Source organism: Streptomyces racemochromogenes (genome assembly GCF_044129415.1).
Classification (GTDB): Bacteria; Actinomycetota; Actinomycetes; order Streptomycetales; family Streptomycetaceae; genus Streptomyces; species Streptomyces racemochromogenes_A.
Genome location: NZ_JBBDHD010000021.1, coordinates 1 through 12449 on the forward strand (window position 1 = coordinate 1; position 12449 = coordinate 12449).

Sequence of the window (12449 nt, forward strand, 5' to 3'; positions counted from 1 at the left end):
CGCCGGCGGGGGGCCGGCGCGGGGGGGGGGGGCGGCGGGGGGCCCGCCGGGGGGGGGGGCGCGGGCGGCCCCCCCCCCCCCCCCGCCCTGGTCGGCACCCCCGGCACCACCGTGGAGTCCGTCGCCGGGCTCGACGAGGCCCGCGCCGCCGAGGGCGTCATCTCCGTCACCGTGGGCGCCAAGCCCGGCGACGGCGTGCGCGTGCTCACCGACAACTGGGACCGGCTCGGCCTGATCGCCGTCTCCGCCGAGGACACCACGGCCGCGATCCGCCGCGGCGCCCAGGTGATCCGCGAGCACGTCCGCGTCACCCTCGCCCACCCCGACGGCGCCACCGTCCTCGCGCAGCCCTCGGAGATCGCCCCGCGCGAGAACCTGCTGATCATCCACCGGAACCCGCTGGAGCCGTTCCCGTACCGGTCCTGGCTGCCGGACCACACCGGCGACATCGTGGTCCTCGCCAACCGGGAGAAGATCGAGCTCGCCGGCGAGAAGGTCCCCGACGGCAACCTCGGCTACACCCGCCTGGAGGTCCACGACGACTTCGACGCACCGGAGTTCGAGGCCCGCGCCCTCGAACTGATGGCGGAGCACCACATCACCGGCGTGACCGCGCTGCACGAGGGCGACATGGACCTGGCCGCCCGGCTGCGCCAGCACTCCGGGCTGCGCGGCCCGTGGTCCGACGACGTCAAGCCGTTCCGCGACAAGGCCCTGATGAAGACCCGCGCCCAGGCCTCCGGCATCGAGGTCGCCGCCTGGGTCCAGCCCCGCACCGCCGCCGAGGCCCGGGCGTTCGCCGCCGCCGAGGGCTTCCCGCTGGTCTTCAAGGAGCGCAGCGGCTTCAACGCGATCGGCCTGCGCATCCTGCGCGACGAGGCCTCCTTCGAGGAGTCCCTGGCCGAGGTGTACGCCGCCGGCGAGCGGGACGACGTCCTGCTGGAGGGCTTCGTCCCCGGCCGCATGTGCCACGTCGACGGCCTGGTGCGCGACGGCCGGGTCGCGATGGCCTGGCCCTCGCAGTACCAGTACGACCTGTCCTCCTTCGCCTCCGACCCCGGCCCGCGCATCGACCTCACCCTCGACGAGGACGACCCGGTCACCCCGCGCCTGCTCGACCTCGCCGAGCGGGTCCTCGCCGCCCTGGCCCCGGAGGGCTCCCGGCTGCGCGACCACGCCTTCCACATGGAGGTCTTCCTCACCCCGGACGACCGCCTGGTGCTGTGCGAGATCGCCTGCCGCCCCGGCGGCGCCAAGATCCGGGAGGTCTTCCACAGCCTGTTCGGGGTGCACCTCGGCGAGTACGCCGTCCGCGCCGACGCCGGCCACCCGCTCCACGAGGCCGTGCGCAAGGGCGACGACCCCGCCGGGCTGCCGAAGCCGCGTCACATGGCGGGCCAGCTGCTGATGATGAAGCGTCCCGGTCTGGTGCGCGAGCTGCCGGCCGTCCCCGACGAGCCCTGGCTCGACGGGTTCTGGCTCTACGCCGAGGAGGGCCAGGTCATCGCCCCGGCCTCCGGCTCCTCCGACTTCCTGGCCGCCGCCGTCGGCACCGCGCCGAACCGCGCCGAGTGCGAGCGCCGGCTGCGCGAGCTCGGCGAGTGGGTGCGCGAACACAGCGTGATCGGGGACGCGTCATGACGGGGGCCCGCCCGTCCGCGAAGACGCGGTACATGCTGGGCATGGTCGTCGACGCCACCGGCGCCGGCATGTACCTCCCGCTGTCACTGCTGTACTTCCACCACGTGACGGGGCTGCCGCTGACCCAGGTGGGCACCCTGATGACGGCCGCCGCCGTGATCGGTCTGATCAGCAACCCGGCGGCGGGCGTCCTCATCGACCGCTTCGGCGCCAAGGCCGTCGTCACCGGCGGCTACCTGCTGCGGGCCGCGGGCTTCTGCACGTACCCGCTGGTGGACAACGGCTACACGATGTTCTGCGTGATCCTGCTGGTGGCCCTGGGCGACACCTCGTTCCCGCCGGCGATCCAGTCGTTCATCGCCGAGTTCGTCCAGGGCACCGAGCGGGACAAGCTGCTCGCCGCGCAGCGCAGCCTGCGCAACGCCGGTCTGGGCGTGGGCGGTCTGATCGCGGGCGGCGTCCTCGCCCTGGGCAGCGACGCCTTCTACTACGTGATCGTGTTCTGCACCGCCGCCGGATACGTGCTGGCCGCCGTCTGCTTCGGGTCCATCCCGATCCCGCGGACGGCTCCGGGCTCGGCGGCCCCCCGGGTCTCCCGCAAGGGCGGCTACCGCCTCGTCGCGCGCAACCGGCCCTTCCTGGCCCTGACCCTGCTCAACGTGCCCACCGCGTTCGGCTACACGGTGCTCGCCGTGGGCATCCCGGCGTACGTCACCCAGGACCTGGGCGCGTCCACCTCACTGGTCGGTGTCCTGTACGCCGTGAACACGGTCGGGATCGCGCTCCTCCAGATCCCGGTCACCCGGGCGCTCGTCGCGTTCCGCCGCTCCCGTGCCGTGGCCCTGGGCGCGGCGGTGTTCGCGGCCTCGTTCCTGGTGTTCGCCGCCCTCGCCGCGGTGGGGGAGAAGTCCGTGATCCTGGTGGGCGTCTTCGCCGCGACGGTCCTGTTCACGGCGGGCGAGCTGCTGCACGGGGCCACGGCGTCGGCGCTGTGCGCGCAGGCGGCGCCGGAGGAGACGCGGGGCCGCCACCTGGCGGTGTACCAGCTCTCCTGGGCGGTGCCCAGCGCGCTGGCCCCGGCCGTCCTGACGGCCCTGCTCACCCTGTCGCCGACGGCGATGTGGCTGGTCCTCGCGGCGGGCGCGACGGTGTCGGCCCTGGGCGTCCTGCGCCTGGAGCCCAGGCTGCCGTACGAGGCGGTCCACCCGGAGCCGAAGCCGGCCAGGAGCGTTCCGGCCGAACCCGCGCCGGCGGCCTGACCGCCGGCGGCCGGTGCCCCGAGCCCCCTGCCGGGCCGCGTTCCCGCGGCCGGGCGGGGGGCTCGTGCGCGTGCCGGCGGCGGCCTCAGGACGCCCCGGTCGGAAGGGGGGTGCCGCTCGGTGCGGCGGTCCCGGCGGGCTCCGGCCCGCTCGTCCGGCCCGGCCCGGACGTCCGGCCGGGGGTGACCGTCGGGCCCGGGGTACCCGGGGTACCCGGGGTACCCGGGGTGCCCGTGCGGCCCGGCGTCGCGACGGTCGGGGCGCCCGTGAGGACCTCCACCCTCCCCGTGTCGAGGGAGTAGTAGCCGCCGACCACCGCGAGGGCGCCCTTCTCCACGAGCGGGGCGAGGTCCCGGTTGGCGCGCAGGTCGTCCGCGGTCAGGGTGATCTGGTTGCGGATCATCCGGTCCACCGGGTCGGGGCCGCCCTGCCGGACCGTCTGCTCGTACGCCGGCCGCAGGGCCCGGGCGATCGCCTCCAGGTTGCCGGGCAGCCGCTTCCCGTCGCGCGCCGCCTCGTACGCCGCCTGGACGGCCCCGCAGCGCTGGTGTCCGAGCACCATGACCAGCGGGGTGGCCGACGTCATCGGCCCGTACTCGACGGAGCCGGTGACCACCGGGCCGACGGCCTGACCGCCCGTGCGCAGGACGTACAGGTCGCCCAGCCCGGTGTCGAAGACCAGCTCGGGCGGCACCCGCGAGTCGATGCAGGCCAGGACCACCCCGTACGGCGTCTGGCTCTGGGCGACCAGCTCACGGCGCGTGGGGTCGCGGTCGGGGTGGCGCAGCGTGCCGTCCACCCACCGCCGGTTGCCCGCCATCAGCCGCGCGTAGGCCTCGGCCGGCGTGTCCGTCTGCGGGTTCGGCGCGGCGGGCTCGGGCCGGGCCCGGGTACGGCCGGGGCCGCCGGCCGTGGCCGCGCAGCCGGAGAGCGCGCCCGCGGCCAGAGCCAGACCGCCGGCCAGCAGGGCCGAGCGGCGTGGCGGTCCTGCCCTGTCCATCGCGTGTCCCTCCGGGTCGCCGTGCGGGTCCCGTGCGCGGCGACCCAGGCGAGTATCGGGCGCGGTGCGGGCGCGGCGGCTCCAGGCGCGAGCGGGGGCGGTCCGCTTTCCCACCGTCGGCCCAGCCCGAAGGGGCGGTCGGGAGGGGCCGGTCAGGAGGGCAGCGCGCGCGCCGTCACGCGCTGGGAGGGGGCCTGGTGGCCGCCGGAAGCCAGCATGCGGACCTCGCCCCGGTCGCTGATCTCGGCGCGGACGATGCCGGTGGCGTCGGCGTAGACCGGATGTCCGCCGGGGCCGGTCGACTCCGTACGGTCCACGACCACGGTGTCCCCGTCCGCCCCGGCGCCGCCGGGGAACGTCAGCTCGTACCGTCCAGCGCTCATGTCTCCATCGTGGGCGCCTCCGGCCCGTCCCGCCTCCCGGCTTTGCCTCCCCTTTACCGGCCGGCCCCCGCCCCGGCCCCGCCGGTCACACGGGCGCGGTGCAGATCACGTCGTACGGGCGCCCGATCGACAGGGTCAGCTCCATGGGCTCGCTGGTGCCGGCCGGGCACTGCGCCTTCTCCTTGACCAGGTCGAGGACCTTGAAGGCGTCGCGTCCGGCGGACGCGCAGGCCACCTCCTGTGCCGAGGAGGAGACGCAGTCGCCCTTCACGAGCTGCCCGCCTCCGGCCCCCGCGTCCCCGGGGTGGTCGCCGGAGAGGTTGCGTCCGCAGACCGTGTGGGTGGGGATCCCGCCGCCCTTGGAGGCGTCCTTGGAGGTCCCGTACGACACGGACACGCGGATCATCAGGTCCGTCCCGGCCGGGCACTGGACCGAACCGGGCAGGATCCCGGCCGAGGTGACCTCCAGGGCCTTGAAGGTGGCGCCGGGCTCGTCACAGCCGAACGCCCGGTAGCCGTCCGGCGCCTGCTTCGGGTCGGGGCCGCCGCAGTCGCCGGCCTTCCAGGAGCCGCTCCTGCCCTTCGAGGACGAGGACGATCCGGACGGGGCGTCCTTGCCGCCGCACGCCGCCGTGAGGGCGAGGCTCAGGCCGAGCGCCGCCACGAGGCCGGCCCGCCGTGCGGCGGGGCGCCGGGTACTGCCGTGCTGGAACATCGTTCTCCCTATCGCTTCGGTGCGTCCGCTGCCGCCGGGCGGTAGGCGAAGCGGTCGGCGGCTCGGCGCCCGCGCTTCTCCAGCGGCAGCACCCCCGTGGCCGCCGCCAGCCCGAACGGCGGCATGTCGAAGTAGACCGCCTCGTACGAGCCCTGCGGCGCCACGTACGTCTCGTGCCAGATCCCCACGTGCCGGCGCATCCTCCCCTCCCGCTCCCTGCGGTTGATCAGTGCCCACATCCGGTGGTGCAGGGCGTCGGGCGCCGCGGCGTACGCGTAGAGCTTCTCCTTGGACTCCCAGTACTGGACCACGTAGTACGTGCGCGGCGAGGCCGTCAGCAGGACGTGGCCGAGGAGCCCGCGGGTCCTGTCCTTCTTCAGCTCGCGCAGCATCCGCGGCATGCCCGTGAACACGGGCAGCCAGGAGTGCACGGCCCAGAAGTGGTTGATGCGCATCCCGATCAGCAGGACCACGGCGTCACCTTCGAGGGCCGCGGTGGTGGGGCCCGGAACCGGCTTGGCGAACACGAGGCCTCCGCAGGTGTGGGATTGGGTAGCGTCACTGCCCATGGGGCTAGATGAGATAGTGGCGCTATCCAAGGAAAGGCGCAAGGGATGCGGCTGTCAGAGTTGAGCGAACGCAGTGGCGTCTCCATCGCGACCATCAAGTACTACCTGCGCGAAGGCCTGTTGGCGCCCGGTCGGCGGATCAGTGCCACCACCGCCGACTACGACGAGGCCCACCTGCGGCGACTGCGCCTGGTCCGCACCCTGCTCCAGGTCGGCGGGCTCTCGGTGGCGGCGGCGGGGGAGGTGCTCCGGCACGTGGACGACGACTCCCTGGGCCGCTCGTTCCGCCTGGGAGCGGCCCACTGGGCCCTGCCGCACCCGCCCGCGCCGGACGCCGAGGACGGTGACGAGGCCCAGGTGACGGCGCGCCGCGAGGTCGACCGGCTGCTGGAGGAGCTGGGCTGGGAGCGGGCCCGCGAACTCGCCCCGCTCAGCCCGGACCACACCGCGCTGGTGGAGGCGGTCGCCTCGCTGATCCGGCTGGGCTACCCGTGGAACGCGGAGATGATGGCCCCCTACGCCCGGATGATGCACCAGGTCGCCGTCCACGACCTGGACTTCGTGGAGACCTACCCCTCGGAGGCGGAACAGGTGGAGGCGGCCGTGGCCGCCACCATCCTCTTCGAACCGATCCTCCGGGCCATGCACCGCATCGCGCAGCAGGAGGAGACGGTCCGCCGCTACGGGACCACCTGACGGGGCCGGGCCCGGGCTACGGGGCCCGGGGGTACGGGGTCCGGCCGGTCCGCCCGAGTCCGTTATTCGAAGCGGGCGGTGTCGCCGGCGCCCCGGCGGACGATCTCGGCTTCCCCGGTCGAGAAGTCGATGACGGTCGTCGGCCGGGTCCCGCAGTCCCCGGAGTCGACGACGGCGTCCACCACGTGGTCGAGCCGCTCCTTGATCTCCCAGCCCTGGGTCATCGGCTCGTCCTCGCCCGGCAGCAGCAGCGTGCTGGACAGCAGCGGCTCGCCCAGCTCCTCCAGCAGCGCCTGGGTGACCACGTGGTCGGGGATCCGCACGCCGACCGTCTTCTTCTTCGGGTGCAGCAGCTGGCGCGGCACCTCCGACGTGGCCTTGAGGATGAACGTGTAGGCGCCCGGGGTCGACGCCTTGATCGCGCGGAACACGTCGTTGTCCACGTGCACGAACTGCCCCAGCTGGGCGAAGTTCTGGCAGACGAGCGTGAAGTGGTGCTTGTCGCCGAGCTCGCGGATCTGCCGGATCCGCGCCAGTCCCTCCCGGTTGCCGAGCTGGCACCCCAGCGCGAAACAGGAGTCCGTGGGATACGCGATGAGCGCGCCGGAGCGGATGCTGTCGGCCACGCCGCTGATGGTGCGCCGCTGAGGGTTCTCGGGGTGCACGTCGAAGTACTTCGCCATCCGTCGAGCCTACGGGACGCGGGAGCGGGCCGTTCCGCTCCGTCCCTCCTGCTCCGTCCGGGTTCACTTGCGGTGCCCGTTCGGCCGCAGGACCGAGCGTACGATCATCGGTCCGGCTCCTCGTCCCCTTTGATGCTCCCATCCGGAGGCACGACAACTGGGAGGGCCGCGTGGCTATGTCGCGGACGAAGGCGTGGAGCACGGCGGCCGCGGTGACGGGAGCCCTGCTGGCCGTCGCCGCAGCACCCGGGCGCACCGCGGGGACCGGCGATCCCGGGCGCGGGAACGGGCCCGCCGCGCGGGACGCGGCGGTCACCCTGCTCGTCGGACGGGTCCTGGACGCACGGGCCCTGGACCGCGCACCCGCCCCCGCCGCCCGCTGGTGCGCCGCCCCCGCCTTCACCGGCGGCCCGTGCGGGGCCTGGCGGGAACAGCGGGTACGGGCCACCACCGACGGCACCGCCGACCTCCTGTGGAACCCGGCCCTCGGTGGCACCGGCACGCTCCCCACCGCCGCCGGCGGACCGCTGGAGGTCGCCCTCGCCCACGCCGAGGCGGGCCGCCTCACCGACGTGACCGTCCGCGACGGGCACGGCCGTCGGCTGGCCGGAGAGATCGCCCCGGACAGCGGCCGCTGGCGCAACACGGAACCCCTGCGGGCGGGGGAGAGCTACACCCTTCAGGTCAGCGCCCAGGACGGCGAAGGCCGCCCCGTCGGGGTGACCCTCGCCTTCCGCACCGCACGCCCCGCCGCCGAAGGGGGCCGCCTCACCGCCGAGTTCGGCCCCCGCCCCGGTACGTACGGGGCGGGCGAGATCGTCACCGCCGAGCTCAGCCGCCCGGTGCCCGCCGACGCCCCCGACGCCCGCGCCCGCGTGGAACAGGCCCTCCAGGTCACCTCCGAACCCCATGTCGAGGGCGCCTGGCACTGGGTCGACGACGCCACCCTGCACTTCCGGCCCCGTACCTACTGGCCCGCCCACACCGTCGTCCGCGTTCGCAGCGGCCTCGACGGGGTCGCGCTCGGCGACCTCGGGTACGGAGGCCCGTCCGACCCGCTGGAGTTCACCGTCGCCGACCGGATCGAGGCCGTCACCGACTCCGCCGCCCACGAGATGACCGTCCGCCGCAACGGACGCGTCATCCGCACCATCCCCGTCACCACCGGCAAGGCGGGCTTCCGCACCCGCAGCGGCATCAAGGTCGTCCTGGGCAAGGAGGCCAAGGTCCGCATGCGCGGGGACACCGTCGGGATCCAGAAGGGCACCAAGGAGTTCTACGACCTGCCCGTCCTCTACGCGACGCGGGTGACGTGGAGCGGTGAGTACGTGCACGCCGCCCCCTGGTCGGTCGAGGCGCAGGGCGAGGAGAACGTCAGCCACGGCTGCACCGGCATGTCCACGGAGGACGCCGCCTGGTTCTACGAGACCGTCCGCGAGGGGGACATCGTCGAGGTCGTCAACAGCGGCGGCGACCGGATGTCCCCCTTCGACAACGGCTTCGGCGACTGGAACGTGGACTGGCGCACCTGGCTGGCCGGCAGCGCCCTGACCCCCGCCGCGGCACCGCCCGCCGCCCGCACCGACGCCGCCGCCTCCCGCCTCGACCCGACGACGTGACCCCCGTCCGGCCGCGCCGGGTGCTGCTCGCGGGCGCGGCGGGGAACTTCGTGGAGTGGTACGAGTTCGGGGTCTACGGCTGCTTCGCCACCGTCCTGGCCGACCTCTTCTTCACCCCCGCACCGGGAGTGGGGGCGGCGGGCGCCGGTCCGCTGCTCGCCACGTACGCCTCCTTCGCGGTGGCCTTCTTCCTGCGCCCCGCCGGGGCCCTGCTCTTCGGCCGCCTCGGCGACCGCATCGGCCGCCGGCCCACCCTCATCCTCGTCGTGGGCCTGATGACCCTCGCCACCACCCTGATCGGCCTGCTCCCCACCCGGGCCACGGCGGGGGCCGTCGCGCCATGGCTGCTCACCCTGCTGCGTGCGCTGCAAGGGCTGAGCGCGGGAGGGGAGTTCGGCGGGGCGGTGGCGCTGATGACCGAGCACGCACCGCCCGGCCGGCGCGGCCGCCACGGTGCCTGGCAGTCCTTCACCGTCGCCCTCGGCCTCCTCGCCGGCGCCGGCACCGCCGCCCTCCTGGCCGCTCTGCTGTCCCCCCAGGCCCTGACGGCCTGGGGCTGGCGCGTCCCGTTCCTCCTGGCCCTCCCCCTGGGCGCAACGGCCCTGACCCTCCGCCGCGCCCTCCCCCCACAACCACCCCCGCCCCACCCCCCAGCCCCCACCCCGGCTGCGGATTACGCCTCGGGCGTGGCCGGGGATTCCGCCCCGGCCGACGCGGGGGCGCCGTCGGCGGAGTCCGTTGCGCCCCCGCGGGCCGCCTGCGCCTGCGATGCGGTTCCCGGCGCCACCACGGGCCCGGCCGCCGTCTCCGGCGCGGGCCCGGAGCCCGCCGGGCCTCCGGGCGCGGCCCCCGGCGCGGGTCCGGAGTCGGGGCGGGCTCCGGGTGTGACGCCCCTTTCGGTGCCGGTGCGTGCGGGGTCCGGCTTCGGTGGGGCCCCGGCCACCGTCACGGCCGGTGGCACCGGTACCGGCCCGGGGCCCGTTCGCGGTGGGGAGGGCGGTGCCGTGCCGGGATCCGGGGCGGGCGGGGCCCCGGCCCCCGCCCTCGGCGGGGGTTCGGGGGATGCGTCCGGCCGAGGGGGGAGGGGCGGTGCCGTCCCGGCGTGCGGTACGGGCCCGGGCGGCGGGCCCGGTGCCGCCCCCGGGCCGGGCCCCTCCGGCGGGGCCGACACCGTCCGGGGGGTGCTGCTCGGGGTGGGGAGGGTCATGGGGTGGTCCGCCGCCGGGTACACCTTTCTCGTCGTGCTCCCCTCGTACCTCCAGGCCACCCTCGGCGCGTCCCTCCGGGAGGCCCTGGCCGCCACCGCCCTCGCCAACCTCGGCTTCGCCGCCTCGATCCTGCCCGCCGGCATCCTCAGCGACCGCGTCGGCCGGCGCCCCGTCATGCTCGGCGGTGCCCTCGCCGTCACCCTCCTCGCCCTGCCGCTCCTGCACCTCCTCCAGGACCCCGCCGCCCCGGCCCCCGTGAAGGCCGCCGCCGTCTGCGGCGCCGGCGCCACCGTCGGGCTGCTCGCCGGGCCCGGGCCCGCGATGCTCGCGGAGATGTTCCCCGCCCACGTCCGCTGCACCGGACTCGGCGTCGCCCACGCCCTCGCCAACGCGGTGTTCTCCGGCTGCGCGGGCCTCGTCATCACCGCCCTGACCGCCGCCACGGGCAACGACGACGTCCCCGCCTACTACGCCGCCGGCGCCTGCGCCCTCAGCGCCCTCGCCCTGGCGGGCCTGCGCGGCGGCGGCCACCGCCGGGCCCTGCGGTGAAGGTCGTCGGCCTGATGTCGGGCACCTCGTACGACGCCGTCGACGCGGCAGCCGCCCGGCTCACCCTGGAGGACGGCGGCGAGACCCTGCGCCTGGTCCCGCTCGGCATGGTCAGCGCCCCCTACGAGGACGCCCTGAGAGCCGCGCTCGCGGCCGCCCTCCCGCCCGCGCCGACCACCCTGGCCGACGTGTGCCGCCTCGACACCCTCATCGGCCGCGCCTTCGCCCGGCTCGCGGCCCGCGCCGACCACGAGCTGTGCGGGGGCCGCGCCGCACTGATCGCCTCCCACGGCCAGACCGTCTACCACTGGAGCACCGGCGGCCGCGTCCACGGCACCCTCCAGCTGGGCCGCCCCGCCTGGATCGCCGAGGCCACGGGACGCCCCGTGGTCTGCGACTTCCGCCCCGGCGACATCGCGGCCGGCGGCCAGGGAGCCCCGCTCGTCGGCCTCGTCGACCGGATGCTGCTGCACGGCCGCCCCGGTGCCCCCGCCGCGCTGAACATCGGCGGCATCGCCAACGTCACCGCCCTGCCCCCGGCGGGCCCGCCGACGGCCTTCGACACCGGCCCCGGCAACGCCCTGCTCGACGCCGCCGTCACCGAACTCACCGGAGGGCGGCGCGCGTACGACGAGGACGGCGCGCTCGCCGCCGCCGGCCGGGTCCACGAACCGCTCCTGCGGCGCCTGCTGGCCGAGCCCTACTACCGGCTGCCCGCCCCCAAGACCACCGGCAAGGAGCTCTTCCACCCCGGCCACCTGCGCGCCGCGCTCGACGGCCTCGACCCCGTCGCCCCCCAGGACCTCCTGGCCACCCTCACCCGGCTCACCGCCCGCACCGTCGCCGACGCCCTGCGCCCGCTCGGCGTCACCGAGGTCATCGCCTCCGGCGGCGGCACCCGCAACCCGGTGCTGATGCGGATGCTCCGCGAGGAACTCCCCCCGGACACCGCCCTGCTGGGCTCCGACGTGCTGGGCCTGCCCGCCGCCGCGAAGGAGGCGTACGCCTTCGCCGTGCTCGGCTTCCTGACCCTGCACGGCCTGCCCGGCAACGTCCCCGGGTGCACCGGGGCCCGGGGACCCCGGGTGCTGGGCTCCCTCACCCCGGGCCGCCACCCTCTGCGGCTGCCGCCCGCCCCGGCCCGCGCACCGCTCCGGCTGGCCGTCGGCCCGGCCGCGGAGTGAGCGCCGGCGGGCCCCCGGCCTCCGGCGGCCACCCGGCCGCGGACCGTCCTCACGGGCCCGGGCCGCGCCCTGACCGGCACGGCCGGCCCGCCGCCCCCCGGCACGGGAGGTGGTGCCTGATCGCCGTGCCCACGCCGGGCGTCAGACCGTCTTGACCATCCCGCCGTCGACGACCCAGTCCGCGCCCGTGACGTTGCCGGCGAGACCGGACAGCAGGAAGACGATGACCGAGGCCACCTCCGCGGCCTCGGTCATCCGGCCGGTGGTGAGGCCGAAGTCCGCCGGGAGCCGCTCCAGGAGGGCGGTCTGGCCCACCCCGGCGGCCTCGGCCACCAGTGCGCCGAAGTTGTCCGGGGCCTCCCACACGGCGGTACGGGTGGGACCGGGAGAGACGGTGTTGACGCGCACCCCCCGCGGCCCGAACTCCTCGGAGAGGGACTTGGTCACCGCGCCGAGCGCCGCCTTGGCGGCGCTGTAGGCCACCGGGCCGGTCGCGGGCAGGCGGGAACAGACGGAGGAGACGTTGACGACGGCGCCCCGGCGCTCGACCAGCCCCGGAAGCACGGCGCGGGTCAGCCGCACCGCGCTCATCAGGTTGAGGTCCAGGTACCGGGCCCACTGGGCGTCGTCGCTGTCCAGGAAACCCGTGAGCCCGCCCTCCGGGTCGCCGCCGCCCACGTTGTTCACGAGCAGGTCGACGCCGCCCAGTTCGGCGTGCGCGGCCTCAGCGAGGGCGGCCACCCCGGCGGCGGTGGCGAGGTCCGCGGCCACGCCCACGGCGCCGGAGGCGGCGAGTTCGGGCGTGACCGTCCGGGCGGCGCCGACGACGCGCACGCCCTCCCCGACCAGCGTCCGCACGGTGGCGAGGCCGATCCCGCGGCCGGCGCCGGTGACGACGGCGGTCTTGTCGTGCAGTCCGAGCTTCATGAGGTCCCCAATTCTT

At 75.8% G+C, this 12449-nt stretch carries 12 protein-coding genes; 6 read left to right on the forward strand and 6 right to left on the reverse strand.

The features are described 5' to 3' along the window. Window positions 1–111 precede the first annotated feature (111 nt). Together WDV06_RS10985 and WDV06_RS10990 are read left to right on the forward strand one after the other, a co-directional pair. Complete coding sequence (locus WDV06_RS10985; protein ID WP_395509469.1) at window positions 112–1641, forward strand: hypothetical protein; 1530 nt, start codon at window positions 112–114, stop codon at window positions 1639–1641. Next, the gene (locus WDV06_RS10990; RefSeq protein WP_395509470.1) at window positions 1638–2900 is read left to right on the forward strand and encodes an MFS transporter; all 1263 of its coding nucleotides are present in this window, start codon (window positions 1638–1640) and stop codon (window positions 2898–2900) included. Before WDV06_RS10985 ends, WDV06_RS10990 begins: the two co-directional genes overlap by 4 nt. 85 nt (window positions 2901–2985) lie before the next feature. Here WDV06_RS10990 and WDV06_RS10995 read toward each other — a convergent pair whose 3' ends face one another. From WDV06_RS10995 to WDV06_RS11010, 4 genes are all read right to left on the reverse strand, one after another. Beyond that, window positions 2986–3900, reverse strand: a complete 915-nt coding sequence (locus tag WDV06_RS10995; protein ID WP_395509471.1) for a carbonic anhydrase — start codon at window positions 3898–3900, stop codon at window positions 2986–2988. Between the two features lie 152 nt (window positions 3901–4052). Further along, window positions 4053–4283 (reverse strand): DUF6296 family protein, encoded by a 231-nt coding sequence (locus WDV06_RS11000; protein ID WP_395509472.1) that lies wholly within the window; start codon window positions 4281–4283, stop codon window positions 4053–4055. 85 nt (window positions 4284–4368) lie between these two features. Continuing rightward, window positions 4369–4998, reverse strand: a complete 630-nt coding sequence (locus WDV06_RS11005) for a hypothetical protein (protein WP_395509473.1) — start codon at window positions 4996–4998, stop codon at window positions 4369–4371. An 8-nt stretch (window positions 4999–5006) separates the two neighbouring features. Then, complete coding sequence (locus WDV06_RS11010; protein WP_395509543.1) at window positions 5007–5525, reverse strand: DUF4188 domain-containing protein; 519 nt, start codon at window positions 5523–5525, stop codon at window positions 5007–5009. Between the two features lie 87 nt (window positions 5526–5612). Here WDV06_RS11010 and WDV06_RS11015 point away from each other — a divergent pair, with 87 nt between their 5' ends. Next, entirely contained in the window at window positions 5613–6263 is a 651-nt protein-coding gene (locus WDV06_RS11015; protein ID WP_395509474.1) for a MerR family transcriptional regulator, read from the forward strand. A 62-nt stretch (window positions 6264–6325) separates the two neighbouring features. Here WDV06_RS11015 and WDV06_RS11020 read toward each other — a convergent pair whose 3' ends face one another. Beyond that, window positions 6326–6946, reverse strand: a complete 621-nt coding sequence (locus tag WDV06_RS11020; RefSeq protein ID WP_042810236.1) for an L-threonylcarbamoyladenylate synthase — start codon at window positions 6944–6946, stop codon at window positions 6326–6328. Window positions 6947–7116: 170 nt separating this feature from the next. Here WDV06_RS11020 and WDV06_RS11025 point away from each other — a divergent pair, with 170 nt between their 5' ends. From WDV06_RS11025 to WDV06_RS11035, 3 genes are read left to right on the forward strand one after another with little or no spacing between them, the layout of a single operon-like run. Next, entirely contained in the window at window positions 7117–8565 is a 1449-nt protein-coding gene (locus tag WDV06_RS11025) for a L,D-transpeptidase (RefSeq protein WP_395509475.1), read from the forward strand. Further along, a complete protein-coding gene (locus WDV06_RS11030; RefSeq protein WP_395509476.1) occupies window positions 8562–10322 on the forward strand; it encodes an MFS transporter in 1761 nt (586 codons plus the stop codon). The genes WDV06_RS11025 and WDV06_RS11030 overlap by 4 nt, the downstream gene beginning before the upstream one ends. After that, entirely contained in the window at window positions 10319–11506 is a 1188-nt protein-coding gene (locus tag WDV06_RS11035) for an anhydro-N-acetylmuramic acid kinase (protein ID WP_395509477.1), read from the forward strand. The genes WDV06_RS11030 and WDV06_RS11035 overlap by 4 nt, the downstream gene beginning before the upstream one ends. A gap of 141 nt (window positions 11507–11647) precedes the next feature. Here WDV06_RS11035 and WDV06_RS11040 read toward each other — a convergent pair whose 3' ends face one another. After that, window positions 11648–12433: an SDR family oxidoreductase gene (locus tag WDV06_RS11040; RefSeq protein WP_395509478.1), complete on the reverse strand. Its 786-nt coding sequence runs from the start codon at window positions 12431–12433 to the stop codon at window positions 11648–11650. Window positions 12434–12449: the final 16 nt, after the last annotated feature.